This is a genomic window from Novosphingobium sp. MBES04, from assembly GCF_000813185.1.
GTDB classification, from domain to species: domain Bacteria; phylum Pseudomonadota; class Alphaproteobacteria; order Sphingomonadales; family Sphingomonadaceae; genus Novosphingobium; species Novosphingobium decolorationis.
This window is the reverse complement of the sequence record NZ_DF850489.1, coordinates 1,070,922-1,088,983: the sequence shown is the minus strand read 5'-3', so window position 1 is coordinate 1,088,983 and position 18,062 is coordinate 1,070,922. Positions and strand designations below refer to the sequence as shown.

Annotated in this window: 18 protein-coding genes; 9 read left to right on the top strand and 9 right to left on the bottom strand. The window is 64.8% G+C overall.

Translation table 11 applies throughout. From position 1 onward, the window contains the following. Both MBENS4_RS18635 and MBENS4_RS18630 read right to left on the bottom strand, forming a co-directional pair. Positions 1-822: an SDR family NAD(P)-dependent oxidoreductase gene (locus MBENS4_RS18635; protein ID WP_039393610.1), complete on the bottom strand. Its 822-nt coding sequence runs from the start codon at positions 820-822 to the stop codon at positions 1-3. Beyond that, a complete protein-coding gene (locus MBENS4_RS18630) occupies positions 819-1,127 on the bottom strand; it encodes an REDY-like protein HapK (RefSeq protein ID WP_039393609.1) in 309 nt (102 codons plus the stop codon). Before MBENS4_RS18630 ends, MBENS4_RS18635 begins: the two co-directional genes overlap by 4 nt. Before the next feature lie 104 nt (positions 1,128-1,231). On the opposite strand from MBENS4_RS18630, the gene MBENS4_RS18625 reads away from it, so the two are divergent. The 9 genes from MBENS4_RS18625 to MBENS4_RS18585 all read left to right on the top strand — a co-directional run bounded on the left by MBENS4_RS18625 (position 1,232) and on the right by MBENS4_RS18585 (position 11,141). Further along, the gene (locus tag MBENS4_RS18625) at positions 1,232-2,464 is read left to right on the top strand and encodes a class I SAM-dependent methyltransferase (RefSeq protein WP_052322533.1); all 1,233 of its coding nucleotides are present in this window, start codon (positions 1,232-1,234) and stop codon (positions 2,462-2,464) included. Beyond that, entirely contained in the window at positions 2,461-2,820 is a 360-nt protein-coding gene (locus tag MBENS4_RS18620; RefSeq protein ID WP_039393604.1) for a hypothetical protein, read from the top strand. The genes MBENS4_RS18625 and MBENS4_RS18620 overlap by 4 nt, the downstream gene beginning before the upstream one ends. Before the next feature lie 7 nt (positions 2,821-2,827). Beyond that, positions 2,828-4,222, top strand: a complete 1,395-nt coding sequence (locus tag MBENS4_RS18615; protein WP_039393602.1) for an FAD-dependent oxidoreductase — start codon at positions 2,828-2,830, stop codon at positions 4,220-4,222. Between the two features lie 80 nt (positions 4,223-4,302). Continuing rightward, on the top strand, positions 4,303-5,937 hold the full coding sequence (locus tag MBENS4_RS18610) for an FAD-binding oxidoreductase (protein ID WP_144400998.1): 1,635 nt from the start codon (positions 4,303-4,305) through the stop codon (positions 5,935-5,937). Next, complete coding sequence (locus tag MBENS4_RS18605; RefSeq protein WP_039393601.1) at positions 5,937-6,962, top strand: zinc-binding dehydrogenase; 1,026 nt, start codon at positions 5,937-5,939, stop codon at positions 6,960-6,962. The genes MBENS4_RS18610 and MBENS4_RS18605 overlap by 1 nt, the downstream gene beginning before the upstream one ends. 81 nt (positions 6,963-7,043) lie before the next feature. Continuing rightward, positions 7,044-8,432: a 3-isopropylmalate dehydratase large subunit gene (locus MBENS4_RS18600; protein WP_039393599.1), complete on the top strand. Its 1,389-nt coding sequence runs from the start codon at positions 7,044-7,046 to the stop codon at positions 8,430-8,432. Further along, positions 8,429-9,034: a 3-isopropylmalate dehydratase small subunit gene (leuD, locus tag MBENS4_RS18595; RefSeq protein ID WP_039393597.1), complete on the top strand. Its 606-nt coding sequence runs from the start codon at positions 8,429-8,431 to the stop codon at positions 9,032-9,034. The genes MBENS4_RS18600 and leuD overlap by 4 nt, the downstream gene beginning before the upstream one ends. Beyond that, entirely contained in the window at positions 9,031-9,951 is a 921-nt protein-coding gene (locus MBENS4_RS18590; protein ID WP_039393595.1) for a hydroxymethylglutaryl-CoA lyase, read from the top strand. The genes leuD and MBENS4_RS18590 overlap by 4 nt, the downstream gene beginning before the upstream one ends. Beyond that, positions 9,948-11,141 (top strand): CaiB/BaiF CoA transferase family protein, encoded by a 1,194-nt coding sequence (locus tag MBENS4_RS18585; protein ID WP_039393593.1) that lies wholly within the window; start codon positions 9,948-9,950, stop codon positions 11,139-11,141. The genes MBENS4_RS18590 and MBENS4_RS18585 overlap by 4 nt, the downstream gene beginning before the upstream one ends. 162 nt (positions 11,142-11,303) lie before the next feature. On the opposite strand, the gene MBENS4_RS18580 is transcribed toward MBENS4_RS18585, so the two are convergent. From MBENS4_RS18580 to MBENS4_RS18555, 7 genes are all read right to left on the bottom strand, one after another. Continuing rightward, positions 11,304-11,981: a hypothetical protein gene (locus MBENS4_RS18580; protein WP_039393590.1), complete on the bottom strand. Its 678-nt coding sequence runs from the start codon at positions 11,979-11,981 to the stop codon at positions 11,304-11,306. A 31-nt stretch (positions 11,982-12,012) separates the two neighbouring features. Beyond that, a complete protein-coding gene (locus tag MBENS4_RS18575; protein ID WP_039393579.1) occupies positions 12,013-12,387 on the bottom strand; it encodes a hypothetical protein in 375 nt (124 codons plus the stop codon). Continuing rightward, the gene (locus MBENS4_RS26900) at positions 12,384-12,860 is read right to left on the bottom strand and encodes a class I SAM-dependent methyltransferase (protein ID WP_242405064.1); all 477 of its coding nucleotides are present in this window, start codon (positions 12,858-12,860) and stop codon (positions 12,384-12,386) included. The genes MBENS4_RS18575 and MBENS4_RS26900 overlap by 4 nt, the downstream gene beginning before the upstream one ends. Before the next feature lie 5 nt (positions 12,861-12,865). Continuing rightward, complete coding sequence (locus MBENS4_RS26895; protein ID WP_242405012.1) at positions 12,866-13,612, bottom strand: class I SAM-dependent methyltransferase; 747 nt, start codon at positions 13,610-13,612, stop codon at positions 12,866-12,868. Positions 13,613-13,828: 216 nt separating this feature from the next. Next, a complete protein-coding gene (locus MBENS4_RS18565) occupies positions 13,829-14,575 on the bottom strand; it encodes a maleate cis-trans isomerase family protein (RefSeq protein WP_039393577.1) in 747 nt (248 codons plus the stop codon). A gap of 187 nt (positions 14,576-14,762) precedes the next feature. Further along, positions 14,763-15,977, bottom strand: coding sequence for an FAD-dependent oxidoreductase (locus MBENS4_RS18560; RefSeq protein WP_039393575.1), 1,215 nt, complete (start codon positions 15,975-15,977; stop codon positions 14,763-14,765). A 260-nt stretch (positions 15,978-16,237) separates the two neighbouring features. Continuing rightward, entirely contained in the window at positions 16,238-17,743 is a 1,506-nt protein-coding gene (locus MBENS4_RS18555; RefSeq protein ID WP_039393573.1) for an aldehyde dehydrogenase family protein, read from the bottom strand. Positions 17,744-18,062 lie beyond the last annotated feature (319 nt).

Genomic DNA, 18,062 nt, shown 5'->3' with positions numbered 1-18,062 from the left:
TCAGTGCGGCTCCTCGCCGCCCGAGACGTTCATGCTCTCCCCGGTGATGTAGATCGCCTCGTCCGAGCAGAGGAAGGCGATGGCCGAGGCGGTATCCTGCGGCAGGCCCGGACGGCCCATCGGGATACGCGCGGCCATGCGCTTGAGGTATTCCTCGACGCTGATCCCCTGCACCTCGGCAAAGTGCTCGTTCTGCCATTTGCCAAGGCCGGTTGTGACGTGGTTGGGGCACACGTTGTTGACCGTGATGCCTTCCGGGCCCAGCTCGATCGAGGCCGAGCGGACCAAGCCGACCAGTGCGTGCTTGGACGAGCTGTACGCCTGTGCGTGCGGAAAGCCCGACTTGGCCGCCTGGCTGGCGACGTTGATGATGCGCCCGCCCTTGCCAGCTGCAATCATGCGCTTGGCCGCAGCCTGAAGGCCGAACCAGGCGCCGTTGAGATTGACGTCGATCACCGCGCGCCAGTCGTCCACCGACACGTCGACAAGCGGCTTCATGATGTAGCCGATGCCTGCGTTGTTCACCCAGATATCGAGCGAGCCGAAGGTGTCGATTGCATGATCGGCCAGCGCCTCGACCTGCGCCGGGTCGCGCACGTCGCAGGCGAAGGTCGTCGCCTCGCTCGGCATCGCATCGGCAATGCGCTTCATCTCGTCCGTGCTGCCGATCATGGCATCGGGCGTGGAGGCATCGCGCGACGCGCCTATGTCCGAGATGACGACCTTGGCGCCCTCTTCCGACAGACGGCGGGCAATCGCTTCGCCCAGACCACCCTCGCGGCCCGAGCCGGTAACAACGGCAACCTTGCCGGCAAACCTCATGCCACCAGCTCCTCGGTCATCACGAAGGTGACATCGACCATGCCCTGGAAGGTCGCTGCGACCTCCTGCATGATTTCGCTCTGCGCATCGGCGGCGAACTGCTCCATGTCGTTGACGTCGAGAACTTCGATATATCCGAAGGGCGGCTTTTCATCCGAGCCCAGAACCGAGGTCGAACGGTACACGCGAAAGCTGTCGATGGACTTGAGGGAGTTGGCGGTGGGAAGGTCGGTTTCCCGCGCCCAGGCTTCGTATTCCTCCACCGAAACGCCGGGTTTGAGGTTGAATACGGCGAAGATGATCATCCGGTTTCCCCTTGGATTTGCGTGTCGCCTCGGCCCATCGGCTTCGGCTCTTGCGTCTCTTGTAACGACAATATAGCATAAGGCTATAACAAATGAGGTAGGCCGTGAAGACGTCGCGTACAACTCCACCTGCAAATGATCCTAGCGCCGCCTATGACGGCCCGCCCGACTACCGGGTGATTGGTCGCCATGCGGTATTTCCCGAGACCAACCACGACGAGATCGAGCGCGTAAACTTCCTCGCGCAGATGAACCGGCACCTGGCCGCGCGCGTCGTGCCGGGCGTGAAGGCGGCTTACGACAGCCGCGTGGCGCCGAAGTTCGAAGCCGAGAACGGACGGCCGCTCGCCAATCGCCACGAAGCGCGCAAGGCGCTGCTCAAGGACCCGGCCTTCCAGACCTGGTCTGCGCTGCGCCGCATGACGATGGAGCAGCGCCAGCAGGCCGGACGCTGGACCTCGCTGCGCCAGGCCGATCGCCTCGCCGCCATTGCGGCCGACCTGACCGACGGCGATCCGCGTCTGCAGCTCGATCCCACGGTGGAGATCCCGCGTTACGTCTCGGCGGTCGACCATCACTGCATGCCCGGCAGCTACCACACCGAGTACTTCGAGGGTGACGTCACCAACGGCGCGAACTACGACCACGCCGGGTTCGTCACCACCAGCGGGCTTCTCGGCAAGTACTCCGACGGTGGCGGCATGGCGGTGGTCAACTGGGTGAAGAAGAACCTGCCCGATTTTGCACCCAGGAAGATCCTCGAGATCGGCGGCACGGTCGGCCACTCCAGCCTGCCCTTGGCGCAGGCCTATCCCGAAGCCGAGATGACCATCGTCGATCTGGGTGCGCCTGTGCTGCGCTATGGCCTGGCCCGCGCCAAGTCGCTGGGCGTCGACAACGTCTCCTTCGTGCAGGCGAGCGGCGAGGACCTGTCGCGCTTCGAGGACGCCAGCTTCGACTGGATCCAGACGACGATGTTCCTCCACGAACTTTCGACCACCGCGCTGCGCAACATCTTCCGCGAAACGCGCCGCCTGCTCAAACCCGGCGGCATCGTGCTGCACGTCGAGCAGCCCCAGTATGCGCCCGAAATGCCGCTCTTCGAGCAGGCGATGCGTGACTGGGATGCCTTCTACAACAACGAACCCTTCTGGTCGCGCATGCACGAGATGGACCTCGACGAGGCCATGGTCGATGCCGGCTTTGCAAAGGACAGCCTGATCCATGGCGGCGTCTACGGCGTGGTCGACCGCGAGCTGTTCCCTGATGCGGAAGAAGATGACACCGAAGACTATGGCCGCAAGGCGGCCTGGCACGTGATCGGAGCCGTGGCATGAGCTTTTCCGACGCCCTGAACGGAGCCGGCGCCAAGCCTGCCGGCAAGCGTCCCTATTTCCTCGAGCCCCAGGTCGAGAAGGTCCTCGCGATCACCATGGCGGTAGCCCAGGAACTGGCGGTGGCCCGCCAGCGCAACGACACGCTCGAGCGTTTGCTGCGCGAAAAGGGCATCCTGGAAGATGGCGAGATCGACGCCTTCGAACCCACCCGGGAAGCTTCGGCCGAACGGCAGATGTGGAACCAGGAATACATCGCCCGCATCCTGCGCATCGTGCAGCAGGAGAACGAAGCTGCGGTTCTGGATGACGATGTCGCCTCGGGTGATGTCGGCGAAGAACTCGCACGGGAGGCGTGATCGCACCATGAGCGAAACCTTCGAATTCACCGTTCCCGTGCTGGTGGTGGGCGGCGGCGCCTGCGGGTGCATTGCCGCTCTTGCCGCCGCGAAGGCCGGGGCCGAGGTGCTGCTGATCGAGCAGGACGAGCGCCCGATGGGCTCTACCGGCATGTCGCAGGGCCTTATCTGCGCGGCGGGCACCAAGGCCCAGGCCGCACAGGGCATCGAGGACAGTGCGCACACCTATTTCGATGACATCATGGCCAAGACCAAGGGGCAGACCGACCCGGTCCTGGCGCGGGCCATCGCCGATCATGCGGGACCTACGGTCGACTGGATGGTCGAGGACCTCGACATGCCCTGGGAGCTCGATACGGGCTTTCGCCCCGCCTACGGCAACAGCACCTACCGCGTGCACGGCTGGCGCGGGCACGGCGGGCAGGACATGGTAGACCTGCTTCACCGCCGCCTGGACGACAACGGCGTCGATGTCATGACCGAAGCCAAGCTGGTCGACGTCCACGCCGATGAGGATGGCCGCATCACCGGCGTGACCATCGCGCGCCCGGACGGTTCGCACGAAGCGGTTGGCTGCGACACCCTGATCCTCGCCTGCGGCGGCTTTGCGGCGAACCATGCGATGGTCGCGGCGAACATGCCCGAAATGGCCGAAGCGCGGAACAATGGCCACGAAGGCAGCCAGGGCACAGGCATCGCGGTCGGCGGCAAGGTTGGCGCCGCGCTTGGCGACATGGCCTCCTACCAGGGGTACGCCATGCTGACCGAACCGCAGGGCATGCCGGTCCCGCCGGGCGTCCCGATTGCCGGCGGCATCCTCGTCAACATCGAGGGCAAGCGCTTCACCAACGAGACCGACGATATTGCCGGCATGGTGCACCCCGTGCTGCAGCAACCGGGCGATTATGTCTGGGTGATCTACGACGACCGCATCGAAAAGGACGTCGACTACATCCCCGAGATCATCGAGCTCAACAAGCTCAACGCCCCGCGCTTCGCAGACAGCGAAGAAGAACTCGCCCAGGTCCTCGGCCTTCCTGTCGACAACCTCGTGGCAACGCTGGCCGAGGCACGCGCTGCACAAGGCTCGGGCACGGCCGACAGCTTCGGCCGCGTCTGGGACGGCGACCTTCCCCCCGCCCCGCGCTTCCGCGCGCTGAAGGTGGTGGGCGCGATCTTCCACACCCAGGGCGGCCTTCAGATCGATGGCAACGCGCAGGTCCTGCGCCCTGATGGCACAAAACTTCCCAACCTCTTTGCAGGTGGCGGCGCCGCGCGGTCCGTTTCCGGCCCGGCGCACTGGGGCTATCTCCCGGCCATGGGGCTGGCGACGGCCGTGACTTTCGGTCGCCTTGCCGGAGAGGCCGCGGCCAAGCTCGCGCTGAGCCGCGAACCGGCCTGATGCGCATCGCCTTTACCTCGCTTCTTTCGTAATCCCCGGCCGCACGCCTCCCGCGCGGCCTCACTCACGGGAAACACACCATGTCCGATATCGCCGCTCCGGCCGCTCCTGCTTCCATCGCCCCGTGTCCGGGTGACCTTCGCGCCAAGCTTGAAGGCATCGTCGGCGCGGCCCACGTCACCTCCGACGAGGCGCGCTTGCGTCTCTTCAGTGAAGACGTCTGGATTGCCTCCAATCACGTCGCCATGCTGATCGTGGCCCCGGCGACGACCGAGGAACTCGCCGCCGTGGTCGCCGCCGCAAACGAGGCCGGGGTCGCCCTTGCCCCGCGCGGCGCAGGGATGAGCTATACCGAAGCCTATATCCCGGCGACCAGTGACACGATCACCATCGACACCACCCGCATGAACAAGGTGCTGAATATCAGCCCCGAGGACATGACCGTGACCGTGCAGGCCGGGTGCTCGTGGCGCGAACTGAACGAGGCGCTCAAGGACAAGGGCCTGCGCACGCCGTTCTGGGGGCCGATGTCGGGCATCTACTCCACCATTGGTGGCGGTCTCTCGATGCTGAACGCCATGTTCGGTGCAGGCCACTACGGCACCACCAGCGAGAGCGTCATTGCGCTGACCATGGTGCTGGCCGACGGGCGTATCCTGCGCACTGGCGCGCGCGGGCCGGATGGCGACACGCCGTTCTACCGCCACTTCGGCCCGGACATTGCGGGCCTCTTCTGCGGCGATTCGGGCACGCTGGGGCTCAAGGCCGAGATCACCCTGCGCCTCATCCGCACTCCCGCCTTCGAGCAGTCCGCCTCGTTCTCGTTCAAGAGCGGCCCCGCCATGCTCGAGGCGCTGGGCGAAATGGCCCGTGAGGGTCTTGCTGCGGAAAGCTGTGGCTTCGACCCCGGCCTCACCAAGGTGCGCATGAAGCGCATGTCGATGGCGAGCGACGTGAAGACGCTGGGCAAGGTCATCTCCAAGGAGAAGTCACTGGGCAAGGGCCTGCTGGCCGCAGCCAAGATCGCCATGGGCGGCCGCAACTTCATCCCCGAGGAAGAGTACCCGCTCCACATCACCGCCGAAGGGCGCTGCAAGGAGGCGGTCGCCCACGACATTGCCCGGGCCCGCGAAATTGCTGCGAAGTTCGACGGTGTGGAGATCGAGAATTCGATCGCCAAGATCATCCGCGCCATGCCCTTCCCTGCGCCCAACTCGATCCTGGGTCCTGAAGGCGAAAGCTGGATTCCGGTCCATGGCCAGTTCTCGCTCTCGACCGCGCCCAAGGCCTTTGCCGAGATCCGCGCCTACTTTGACGAGATGCAGGAAACCTTTGACAAGCACGGCATCTTCAATGGCTTCCTGACCTCCTCGATGTCGACCAACGCGATCATCATCGAGCCGGTCTTCTTCTGGCCCGAGGGGTACCGCCCGATCCACGAATCGATGGTCGAGCCCGATCACATGAAGCGCCTGAAACAGCTCGGCGCCCACCCCGAAGCCACGGCCATCGTCACCGCCGCGCGCGAGAAGGTGAAGGAAATCGCGCGCAAGTATGGTGCGGGGCACTTCCAGATCGGCCGTTCCTATGCATACCGGGACCGCATGGACGAGGCCTTCCTCGACGTGCTCGACGCGGTGAAGAACACGGTCGATCCCAAGGGCCTGTTCAATCCGGGCGGCCTGGGCTTCCCGCAGGGCAAGATCGCCCAATAATGACCCAAGTCGAGAAGACCTACCGCGCGATCCGTCTCACTCGGATCGCGCCCTCCTTCCGCGAAGCCTGCGATATCGTCGAACTGCCGAGCCGGGAGCCCGGGCCCGGAGAAATCCGCGTGCGCAACCGTTTTTGCGGCATCAACGGCATCTTCGACACGCAGATTGCGCGCGATGCCGTGGACTACGTCAAGATTGCCCTGCCAACCTTCACCGGGGTCGAGGCCATCGGGACGGTCGAGGCGGTGGGCGAAGGCGTCAGCGATTTCGCGGTGGGCGATGCGGCGGTCTCTGTCCGTTTCACGGGAGGCTACCGCGAAGAGAACACCGCGCCCGCAAGCGGCTTCGTCAAGGCCCCCGCGGTCACGCGCGAGTACCTCGCGCTTGCCTCGACGGGCGTGTCGGCCATGGTCGCCCTCGAACGTATCGGCGAACTGAAGGACGGCGAGACGGTCGCGATCTCGGCCGCCGCGGGGGGACTTGGCCATTTCCTTGTCCAGCTTGCTGCCCTGCGCGGATGCCATGTGGTGGGGATTGCCGGAGGCCCGGAGAAGTGTGCCTTCGTGAAGTCGCTCGGCGCCGCGCGCGTCATCGACTACAAGGCCGAGGACGTGGCGCAAGTGCTGGGCCGCGAATACCACAACGCGCTCAACGTCGCGGTCGATACCGTCAGCGGGCCGATCCACGACGCCTTCCTGGCGAACCTCGCCAACCACGGACGGCTCGTCGTTGGAGGCGCCGCCTCGGATCTTGAAGGCAAGCCCGAGATCGTCACCGCCCCGCGCATCGCCAATTCGATCTACTACAAGAGCGCCTCGGTGCGCGGTTTCATGAACGGCCTACTCACCCAGTATTGGGACGAGGCGCGCGAGCGTCTCTTCCGTCTTTACGAGGACGGCAAGCTCCAGGTGCACCTCGACAGCGCGGCCTGGCATGGGATCAAGGGGATCTATGACGGCGTCGAGCGTCTCCTGTCTGCTCGCTCATCGGGCAAGGTGGTCGTAGACTTGCACGCCGCGCCCTGAACAGGTCTAGGCAGGTCACTGAGGCAAGCTCATGACGCTTGCCCTTCGACCATTTGCGAACGGGCTGACGAAAAAACAACGATGACATCCACGGGACCAAAGACACTTTTCGAGAAGATCTGGGAAACACACCGGATCGATACCGGCACCTCGGGTGCCGGACTTGTCGCTATCGACCGCGTGTTCCTGCACGAGCGCACGGGGGCGGCTGCGCTCAAATCGATGGCCGCGGCGGGCCGTCCAGTCCGCGATCCGGCCCGTGTCTTTGCGGTGATGGACCACATTGTCGACACCCGCATCGGACGCGGTGACGGCACGCTGATGGAAGGTGGCTCGGCCTTCATCACCGAGACCCGCGCCGCGGCCAAGGCGGCAGGCATCACCCTGTTCGACGTCAACGATCCTGACCAGGGCATCACCCACGTCATTTCGCCCGAACTCGGCATCGTGCTTCCGGGTGTGACCCTTGTCGCGCCCGACAGCCACACTTGCACGCAAGGGGCGCTGGGCGCGCTGGCCTGGGGCATCGGTTCGAGCGAAGCCGAGCATGCCATGGCGACCGGCACCCTGCGCATCGAAAAGCCCCGGACGATGCGCGTCACCTTCACCGGCCAGCTTGCCCCGGGCGTCACCGCCAAGGACATGGCGCTCGCTCTCATTGCCGCGCACGGTGCAGGTGGCGGCGCGGGCCATGCGGTCGAGTTCGCAGGCGAGGCCGTGGAAGCGCTCGACATCGAAGCGCGCATGACCTTGTGCAACATGGCGACCGAATTCTCGGCCATGGCCGGGTTCATCGCACCTGACGCCAAGACTTTCGAGTACCTTGCCGGACGCCGCTATGCGCCCACGAATTTCGACGATCCTTACTGGCAGACGCTCTCGACCGACGCGGGCGCCACCTTCGACACCGAAATCGTGATCGATGCGGCCTCGCTCGCGCCGATGGTCAGCTGGGGCACCAGCCCGCAGCATTCCATGCCGATCGACGGCGCGGTGCCGCAGGGCCCTGAGCGTGCGCACCAGTACATCGACCTTGCCCCGGGCACCGCGATGCTGGGCACGCCCATCGACGTTGCCTTTGTCGGCTCGTGCACCAATGCGCGCCTTTCCGACCTTCGCCGCGCCGCGGCCCTGGTCAAGGGCCGCAAGGTCGCCGCTAGCATCAAGAAGGCGATGGTCGTGCCGGGCAGTTCCGCGGTCAAGCGCGCCGCCGAAGCCGAGGGGCTGGACGCGATCTTCACCGAAGCCGGGTTCGAATGGCGCGCCAGCGGCTGTTCGCTGTGCTTCTTTGCAGGTGGTGAACGCTTTCCCGAGGGAAGCCGAACGATCAGTTCGACCAACCGCAACTTCGAGGGTCGCCAGGGTCCGGGCATCCGCACCCATATCGCAAGCCCCGAAACCGTGATCGCGAGCGCCGTTGCCGGTGTCATCGCCGACCCGCGCGAACTGGCCAAGGAGAGCGCGCAGTGACCCCCTTCACAACCCTCACCTCGGTTGCCGTGCCGGTCCTGCGCGACAACGTCGATACCGACGCGATCATCCCGAGCCGCGAGATGAAGAGCACCGGACGCACCGGCCTGGCCGAGGGCCTCTTCGCACCCTGGCGTTACAGCGACGTTGCCGCACGCACCCCCGATCCGACCTTCGAGCTCAACATGCCCGAGGCCAGGGGCGGCCAGGTGATCCTGGGCGGCGCCAACTTCGGCTGTGGTTCGAGCCGCGAGCACGCGGTCTGGGCGCTCGTCGAGTACGGCATCCGCTGCGTCATTGCCGAGAGCTTCGCACCGATCTTCCGCGCCAACTGCATTCGCAACGGCGTCCTTCCGATCACCCTGCCCCGGACCGACGTTGACGCGCTGGCCTGGCAGGAAATCACGGTCGATCTGCCCGCACAGACGGTGACGGCCGGGGACGCCACCCACAGCTTCACAATCGAGGACGAGCCGCGCACGATGCTGCTCGAAGGCCTCGACGTGATCGACCTCACATTGAAGGCCCTGCCCGCCATCGAGGCATGGACCGACGCCGACCGCACGGCGCGTCCCTGGGTCTACCTGGAGAAGACCGCATGACCGAAATCCTCATTTCCGAAGTCGGCCCGCGCGACGGCCTGCAGTCAATCAAGCAGGTAATGCCGCTCGAAGCCAAGAAGGCCTGGATCGCGGCCGAGGCCGCCGCCGGTGTCAAGGAGATCGAGGTGGGCAGCTTTGTCCCTCCCAAGCTCCTGCCGCAGATGGCCGATACCGCTGAACTGGTGGAATTCGCCAAGGGCATCGAGGGCCTCAACGTCGTGGCTCTCGTCCCCAACGCGCGCGGCGCGGAGAACGCGGCGAAGGCGGGCGTTCACGGCATGTCGATCCCCTTTTCGCTGAGCGAGACGCACTCGATCCGCAACGTCAAGAAGGACCACCCCGCGATGCTCGCCGAGATCGCGAAAGTGGCCGAAATCGCCAAGGATGCCGGCATCCACTTTGCGGTGGGTCTCTCGACCGCGTTCGGCTGCACCATCGAGGGTGCGGTTCCCGAAGACACCGTGGTGCGCCTTGCTGTCGCCGCCGCCGAAGCGGGCGGCCAGGAGTTCAGCCTGTCCGACACCACCGGCTATGCCGACCCTGCGCAGGTCAAGCGCCTCGTGCGCAAGGTAAAGGCCGCGGTGGGCAACGACATGCTCACCACCCTGCACCTCCACAACACGCGCGGCCTGGGTCTGGCCAACGCCCTGGCTGGCCTTGAGGAGGGGATCACCACGATCGATTCCTCGCTCGGCGGTCTGGGCGGCTGCCCCTACGCGCCCGGTGCCTCGGGCAACCTCGTCACCGAGGATCTCGTTCTCATGCTCAATTCCATGGGCTATGACACCGGCATCGACCTGGAAAAACTGCTCGAAGTGCGGTCGATCCTGACACAAGCCCTTCCGGGCGAGCCGCTTTACGGCTTCACGCCCGATGCAGGTCCGATGCTGGACTACAAGGAAAGGATTGCGCGATGAGCGCTGAACAGGGCGGCGCACCGACGCCGCTGGCCGGAATCACGGTCATCGAATTCACCCACATGGTCATGGGCCCCACGGTCGGCCACATCCTTGCCGGGCTTGGCGCCGATGTCGTGCGCATCGAGCCCATCGGCGGCGACCGCACCCGCAAGCTGCTGGGTTCGGGCTCGGGCTACTTCCCGATGTACAACCGCGGCAAGAAGTCGATCTGCCTCGACCTCAAGAGCGCGGAAGGCATCGCGGTCGCGAAGGACCTGTGCGCCAAGGCCGATGTCCTCGTCGAGAACTTCCGCCCCGGCGCGCTTGATCGCCTCGGCCTCTCCTACGAGACACTCGCCGAGACCAATCCGGGCATCATCTACTGCTCCGAAAAGGGCTTCCTGCCCGGCCCCTACGAAGAGCGCACCGCGCTCGACGAAGTGGCGCAGATGATGGGCGGCCTTGCCTACATGACGGGCCCTCCGGGACGCCCCTTGCGCGCCGGCTCCAGCGTCGTCGACGTGACGGGCGGCATGTTCGGCGTGATCGGCATTCTTGCCGCGCTTGAAGAACGCCACCGCACCGGCAAGGGCCAGAAGGTCGTCGCCAGCCTGTTCGAGACCACGATCTACCTCGTGGGCCAGCACATGGCGCAGTTCGCGGTCACCGGAAAGGCGGCCAACCCGATGCCCGCGCGCATCTCGGCCTGGGCGATCTACGACGTCTTCGAGACCCGAGACGAGCCCGTCTTCATCGGCGTGGTCAGCGATGTCCTGTGGGAGAAGTTCTGCAAGATCTTCCAGCTCGACGAGCTTTGGGCCGACGAGAGCATCCGCACCAACAACGAGCGCGTGAAGGCGCGTGACCGCATCCTGCCGCAGGTGCGCGAGATGTTCCTGGGCATGACCCGTGACGAGGTTGTCGGCATGCTCGAAGGCACGGGTCTTCCCTTCGCCCCGATCGGCAAGCCCGAGGACATGTTCGACGATCCCCAGCTTGCCGAAGGCGGCCTTGAGAACGTGACCCTCGACAACGGCGAACAGACCCGCCTGCCCACTATCCCGCTGCAGATGGGCGGCAAGCGCCCGGGCGCTCCGGTTACGCTCCCCGGCGCGGGCCAGGACAGCCGCTCGGTGCTCGAGAGCCTGGGCTACTCGGCCGAGAAGATCGACGCTCTCACCGCCAAGGGTGCGGTCGGCACGGCCTGATCCGCTCCGATACACGACATGCAAAAGGGCCTCGGAAGTGCACGCTTCCGGGGCCCTTTTCCTTGGGCTTTGGGAGCCCTTCCTCCCCATGAAAAAAGGGCGATCCCTGTGGGACCGCCCTTTCCTCCTGCGATTTCCTTTATCGGAACATCGGCTTTCCCCTCAGAACGGCTTGACCGTACCCAGGAAGCAGATGCCGGAAATCGTTATCCAGTAGACGTAGGCCATCATCCGGCCATACATGAACTCCCGCTCGAGAGCGGCTTCCTCGGCCGGGTTGGGACCTTCGGCCAGACGACGGAAGCGCACCGTCCACAGGCGCATGATCCAGCGCAGACCAAGCCCGATGCACAAGGTGAAGCCATAGAGCGTCAGCTTCGTCGCGTACCAGCGCATGCCCTCACCCGCTTCGAGCGGACCATGGCCCAGGAGCGAGGAGATGCCGACCACGAAGATCAGCGGGATGAGAACCCAGCGGATCTTCTCGTCGATCTTGGTGAGCTTCACGCCAACATCGGTTTCACGCTTGATGAAGGCGCTCCAGCACAGGCCGAGCCAGAGTGCGATGAAGATCCACATCGCGGTGAGGTACCCACCGCCAAACGGATGGAGGCCATAGATGTACCCCATGTGCAGACCCAGCGGCAGCAGCGAGATGATGCCGGTGCGGGCCAGGATGTCGATGCGGTAGGCCGTCTCCATGTGGCGGCGGCGCTCGTCCATCGACAGCTTGCGGTTGCACACGTTGTAGCTCGTCTGAAAAACACCCCATTCGCCGCCCAGCCAATAGACCATGGCGATGATGTGCACCCAGCGCAGTACCAATACTTCTTCTATCACGACTTTCCCCTTGTCTAAGGGGGAGCCGCCCCTAAGCCGATGCGGCGTCCTGGCGGGAAAGCTTCTCCACCCAGTCGGTGACGGGCGGATCGGTTTCCTCCATGGCCTCGACTTCCTGCTGGAAGCCGCGCATGACGCGGGCGATATACGCCCTCATGGCAATTCCCCGTTCCTCGCCGGCGTTGCGGTCCGGCTCATACCTTTCAATCTTGGTGCGATCGATCGAGCCCTCCAGCTCGAGCAACCGCTCCACCGTATCCAGACGTTCGCGCGTGGCGGCGAGTTCAGCCGTCAGCGAGAGCGTCAGCGAGTAGAGGCGGTCGAGGGCCATCTCGTCAAAGAAGGCCGGGCGACCACCCTTGGCGCGTGCGCCGGAACGTGCGATCCAGTCCAGATCCTGCGTCATGCCGAAATCTCCTTGGCGATCTCATTGGAAACCTTCGGCTTCCAGGCCCCGTATGCATTCCAGATGGCCGCACGTCCGTAGTCTTCCTTGTCTCCGTCGGGCGAACCAGGGAACAGCGTCTTGTCGGGAATTGCCCGCACACCGGACACGAACTGCTCGTCCAGCGGAAAGCCGGCCTCTTCCATCACGGCCTTGAGGTCCACGCCGTGCATGGCCGACCAGAAGGGCTCATTGTTGTTGTAGGCGTCCCAGTCGCGCAGGAACTGCTCGAAAAGCGGCATATCGGGGCCATACTGCGGCTGCTCGACATGGAGCAGGAGCCCGCCCGGTTTCAGCACGCGGTGGCATTCGGAGAGAATGCGCGGCATTGCCGAGGCCGACGTCTCGTGCAGGAACATCGTCGTCTGCACCCAGTCGAAATGGTTGTCGGGAAAGCGTGAGAGGTCCTCACCACTCGCCTGGACGAACTTGATGTTGGTTACACCCAGGCTGGCCGCGCGCGCCGCGCCATAGCGCAGCCAGGTGCGGCGGTGTCGATGCCGATCACCTCGGCCTCGGGAAACCCTTGTGCGATGGGCACGGCGTTGTGGCCCACCGTGCAGCCTACGTCGAGCACCCGCTCGGGCGACCAGTCGAGGCAGTTCTCCTTGATCCACCCGACCACGGCTTGACCGCCGCCATCGTTGAGACTTCCGAGCGCGCCGCCGGTCGTCGCGAAGAGGCCGACATCGTAGTTCGCCGCGACCGCGACGTCGCCCGGGCGTTCCTCAGTATGGTAGCTACCGGGCTGGCAGTGGATGTCGACGCAGGTGACGTAGAGGGGCTGTTCGACCGAGGGATCGAGTTCAAGCAGGCCCGAAGCCTCGTTATACGCCTTGGCCTTCGCGTCGAGTTCGTCGAGCTGGCGCAGGACGATCTGGCGTCCGTTCTGCTGGCGCATCTCCATCGAATTGCGCTTGAGCGCGGACCAGGTGCGGTGCCAGGGATCCTGGTTCATCGCGACGCGGATTTCCTCGCGGTTTTCCGGCGAGCGGCCATGGATCGCCTCGAAGGCGGGCAGAACCCGATTTTCGTAGGCGAGCCAGTTGCCCTTGCCCAGATCCCCCGACAGGTAGCGGTTGAACTGGGTGAGGAAATTGAAGCGCGAGGCCTCGTCGTGATTTGCCTGCGCCATCATCGGATGGCGCTGAAGCGCGGTGTAGGGTGGTGGAATTTCGGCTGACATCAAACCCTCCTTGCTGCGGATGGCGGCGGGGCGGTCCGATCAGGGAGCCCTCGGCCTCTCGCGCTTCACCTATGTATGGCCACACGACGCGCACGAGGTTGATTTGAGTCAACAATATAACAAATAAGAACAGGGCCCCGTGATTTCCCACGGAGCCCTGCGCTTTTCCGGTGCCTTGCGGCTATGACAAATAACGTCGATACCGCAAGCGCGGGATCAGAATTCCGCGAGGAGGCGGCCGAGACCTTCGATCTTGTCGTCGATGCCGCAGGCACGCAGCCCGTGCCAGTAGGTCGCGGTGTTGATCGCGATCACGGGCTTGGACAGCTTCTGCTCGTACTGGGCTGCGATATCGACCATCGAGAGGTTGGTGCCGACCTGGACGATCGCATCGACATCATCGCCATCAAGCTCGGCGATGACTTCGTCGAGCCGCTCGGGCGTGACCTTGGCGATGTCGGTCCAGCGCTTGCACTGCAGCGGAACGTCGCGCTTCACCTCAAAACCCGATTCCTCGAGGAAGCGGCGCACTTCGGCGTTCGCAACCGGGTAGTAGGGCGAGACGAAGCTGACGGTCTTGACGTTGCCGTAGGCCTTCAGCGCCGCGGCAACCGATTCCGCGCCGGTCGAGGCTCCGACCCCGGCGAAGTCCTCGACCTGCTTCTTCCACTTCGCGGCGCCTTCGACGCCGCCGTAGAAAGTCACGGCCGACATGCCGAGTACGAGGTAGTCGGGCTTGCAGGTCATGACCGAGCGCACCGCATCGAGGGTGTTTTCGGCGATCAGCGTCGTACCCGCAATGAAGTCCTCGTTCGAGAGGGCCAGCGGATCCTCGACGTAGATGCGCGAGAAGTGGTTGGTCACACCCTCAGGGCGCATGCGCTCCATGTCGGGCTGGACAACCGTGTTGGTGGACGGTGCGATGACACCCAGCAGCTTGCGCCAACCGAGAACGTCTCCCATTGCATGTACTCCTTTTGCAGGCCGTCGCGGGCCTGCGGGTTGAATGACGTTTCTCCCCGCCTTCGTGGTGTGGCGAGTTGTTGTGTTTTTCCTGGTGCGGTCTTGCGCCGCGTTCTTCCCGAAGGGCCCTGTGGGCGCGGCACGGGGGAAAACGGACAAGCCCCCTTCCCCCGTGCCCGAATGGGGATCAGGTGATCGACTTGGCCTGCTCGAGGCTCTCGTACATGGCCTGACGCATCATGTAGGCGCGGCGCTTGTCGTCGTCGGCCTTGATGTCGAGCATCGCCTGGCGGCGCTGCTGGTGGGCATCGTCCTGCCCGCCCTTGATCATGGCCATGTTGGCCTTGGTCTGGGTCTGGGTGAAGCTGTGCGTGACGGTGCGGCGCTGGCGGTCATAGAGCGAAAGGTTCGCATCCATGTCGGCCTTGCCCTCGATCACCGGCATCAGCTTCTCGAACAGGTTGAACGCGTCGTGAATGCCCGAGTTCATGCCAAAGCCGCCAAGCGGGTTGTTGAGGTGCGAGGCATCGCCGCACAGCAGTACGCGGCCCTCGCGGAACGACTTCGCAACGCGCTGGTGAACACGGTACAGGGTGCGGTGACCGGTCTTGACGTCCTTGCCCGCGCCTTCGCCGATGAGACGGTCGAAGATGCCATTCTTGACCTCGTCCGAACGCAGGTAATCCTCGTCGGCCTCGGGATCGGTCGGCACCAGCACGCGCCACACCGAAGGAACGCGCAGCAGCACGAGCCATTCCTTGGGATCGCTGACGTAGTTCACGTAGCACAGGTTGGGCAGGTGATCGGCCAGCTCCAGCTCGGTCGAGAGCGTGAGGAAGCGTTCGGGATAAGTGAAGCCGTCGAATTCGACGCCCAGCCACTTGCGCACGATCGAGTTGGCACCATCGGCACCCACCAGGAAGTCACAGCGCAGCTTGTCGATGCCGGTCATGGTCTCGACGAAGACGTCCACGCCTGCGCCATCGTCGTTGAAAGAGACGATGCGGCTGCCGAAACGGACCTGCGCGTTGCTGTACTTGCCAAGCCCCTCGGCCAGTCCCTGCGAAAGGTGGTACTGCTCGCACTGGATGCGGAAGGGGTACTTGGTGACATCCGAGATCTCGGCGAGGTCGAAGTCGATGACTTCGCCGCTCTGGCGGTCACGCCAGTGGTAGACCGGTGCCTTGAGGCCCTTGTCGATGAGCATCTGGGTGATGCCGATCTGGTCGAGCATTTCGAGCGAGGGCGGATGGAAGGTCGAGGCGCGCAGATCCTGCGCACATTCATTACCCGCTTCGAGGACGACCACGTCGACGCCCGCCTGAGCCAGGAGCGTCGCCAGAACCGTCCCAACCGGCCCTGCCCCCGCGATCACTACCTGGCACCGTTCAACTGCAGCCATATCCAGCAGACTCCACTAATTGCTTCTTGCTGACAGGTATGGACCGCGTGCCCGGACTGGTTAGACACCACTGCCCGACTATCCGACTTGCGGTGAATATCGTGCGATGCGCGCTATTTCGGGCGCTCTAACGCCCAATTCTTGGCGGTCCGCCCGGACTTGTGCCCTGATGTCAGTGACCTCGATCAAGAACTGGGTCCGGCACAAAAAAAGAGGGACGCCGCAGCGCCCCTCCCATCCTTTGCGAATCCTTGGCGCAATCAGACGACCGCGCAGACCGTCTTCCACTCCAGGTAGCTTTCGAGCGCCTGCTTGCCGCTATCACGGCCCCAGCCCGACTGCTTGACACCGCCGATGGCAAGCGCGGGGTCGTACATCGCGTGGCAGTTGATCCAGACCGTGCCCGCCTTGATCTCGCTCGACATGCGGTGCGCGTTGCTGAGCCCTTCGGTCCAGACACTGGCGGCAAGGCCATATTCGCTGTCGTTCGCGGCCGCGATCACTTCCTCGGGCTCATCGAAGGCCTGGGCGACGAGAACCGGGCCGAATACCTCCTCGCGCACGATCTCCATGTCGGGCGTCACGTCCGTGACGACGGTCGGCGTGATGAAGGTTCCGGCCTCGCCGGTACGCTCACCGCCGGTCAGCATCGTGGCACCGGCGTCCTTGGCGCGCTGCAGGAAGCCTTCGACGCGCTCGGCATGGCGCAGCGAGACGACCGGGCCCATCTGCGTGTCGGCTTCAAGGCCGTGGCCCAGCTTCAGGCTCTTGGCGTAGTTCGCCACGCCTTCCACGACCTGGTCGTGGATCGAGCGATGCACGTAGAGGCGCGAGCCCGCGATGCAAACCTGGCCACCATTGAAGTAGATGGCGTTGGCCACCCCCGGAATGGCGAGGTCGAGGTTCGCATCGGGCATGACGATCGAGGGCGACTTGCCGCCCAGTTCCAGCGTCACGCGCTTGAAGTTGGTCTTGGCCGCGTCCAGCACCGCACGGCCCGTCGCGGTCGAGCCGGTGAAGGCGATCTTGTCCACGTCCTTGTGCTGCGCCAGCGTCGCGCCGGTTTCACCGCCAAGCCCGGTGATCACGTTGAGAACACCTGCGGGCAGCCCCGCCTCGACCATGATCTCGGCCAGACGCAGCGCGGAGAGCGAGGTGTCCTCTGCGGGCTTCAGGACGAGCGCGCAGCCCGCGGCAAGTGCCGGGGCAAGCTTCATCGCGGTCAGCACCAGCGGCGAGTTCCACGGCACGATGGCCGCGACAACGCCGACCGGCTCCCGCACGGTCCAGCTGCGTACCTGCTTGCCTTCGGGCTGGTAGTTGATCGAGTTCTCGATCGTGTTGCCCTCGATGTTCATGGCCTGGCCCGCAAAGAAGCGGAACTGGTTGATGGCACCGGGGATCTCGGCCCAGCGGCCCACGAACAGCGGCTTGCCCTGATCGAGTGTCTCGATCTCGGCGAGCTCGTCGATGTTGGCCTCGAGGAGGTCCGCGATCTTCCAGAGGATGCGCGCACGCTCGACGGGGATGGTGGCGGCCCACGTGACCTGTGCGGCGCAGGCTGCGGCAACGGCATCGTTCACATCGTCCGCGCCCGCTGCGGCCACCTGGCCGAGTTCCGAGCCGGTCGCGGGATCGACCGTCGCGAAGGTGTTGCCGCTGGCGGCCTTGCGCCATTCACCGTCGATCAGCAGGCCCTCGCCGCGGGCGCGGCGGGCAAGGAATTCGCGCGTCGCGGGACGCAAGCTGGCGAAGTCGAGTGGCATCGTCGGTGTCTCCTTTGTTCCGCCTCGTCCTAGTGCAGATGCCATCCTGGACCGACGCACGCCAAGCCGAAAAGCCGCAGGGCGGATAACTCTATCCGCAAGCGCAGCATGAAAACGCGATCACGTTCACTGTTCGAGCACACCGTGGAGGCCGCCGCGCCATCCACGCACAACCAGATCTGGCTGACCCGCAAGGACAAAGGGGCTTCTCGCACGAGGCGCCGCCCCGCCGAACCGGGCAGCAACCACAGCGCCGCGAGGCGAGAGAACGGATGGGGAAAGCATGACCTACCGCTTGGGTGTCGACGTCGGAGGGACG

Excerpts from the sequence above, each read along its gene's own strand:
- MBENS4_RS18635 (WP_039393610.1), bottom strand. The coding sequence starts at position 822 with ATGAGGTTTGCCGGCAAGGTTGCCGTTGTTACCGGCTCGGGCCGCGAG.
- MBENS4_RS18590 (WP_039393595.1), top strand. The coding sequence starts at position 9,031 with ATGACCGAAATCCTCATTTCCGAAGTCGGCCCGCGCGACGGCCTGCAG.
- MBENS4_RS18630 (WP_039393609.1), bottom strand. The coding sequence starts at position 1,127 with ATGATCATCTTCGCCGTATTCAACCTCAAACCCGGCGTTTCGGTGGAG.
- MBENS4_RS18615 (WP_039393602.1), top strand. The coding sequence starts at position 2,828 with ATGAGCGAAACCTTCGAATTCACCGTTCCCGTGCTGGTGGTGGGCGGC.
- MBENS4_RS18575 (WP_039393579.1), bottom strand. The coding sequence starts at position 12,387 with ATGACGCAGGATCTGGACTGGATCGCACGTTCCGGCGCACGCGCCAAG.
- MBENS4_RS18610 (WP_144400998.1), top strand. The coding sequence starts at position 4,303 with ATGTCCGATATCGCCGCTCCGGCCGCTCCTGCTTCCATCGCCCCGTGT.
- MBENS4_RS18585 (WP_039393593.1), top strand. The coding sequence starts at position 9,948 with ATGAGCGCTGAACAGGGCGGCGCACCGACGCCGCTGGCCGGAATCACG.
- MBENS4_RS18555 (WP_039393573.1), bottom strand. The coding sequence starts at position 17,743 with ATGCCACTCGACTTCGCCAGCTTGCGTCCCGCGACGCGCGAATTCCTT.
- MBENS4_RS18600 (WP_039393599.1), top strand. The coding sequence starts at position 7,044 with ATGACATCCACGGGACCAAAGACACTTTTCGAGAAGATCTGGGAAACA.
- MBENS4_RS18565 (WP_039393577.1), bottom strand. The coding sequence starts at position 14,575 with ATGGGAGACGTTCTCGGTTGGCGCAAGCTGCTGGGTGTCATCGCACCG.
- MBENS4_RS26895 (WP_242405012.1), bottom strand. The coding sequence starts at position 13,612 with ATGTCAGCCGAAATTCCACCACCCTACACCGCGCTTCAGCGCCATCCG.
- MBENS4_RS18605 (WP_039393601.1), top strand. The coding sequence starts at position 5,937 with ATGACCCAAGTCGAGAAGACCTACCGCGCGATCCGTCTCACTCGGATC.
- MBENS4_RS18620 (WP_039393604.1), top strand. The coding sequence starts at position 2,461 with ATGAGCTTTTCCGACGCCCTGAACGGAGCCGGCGCCAAGCCTGCCGGC.
- MBENS4_RS18560 (WP_039393575.1), bottom strand. The coding sequence starts at position 15,977 with ATGGCTGCAGTTGAACGGTGCCAGGTAGTGATCGCGGGGGCAGGGCCG.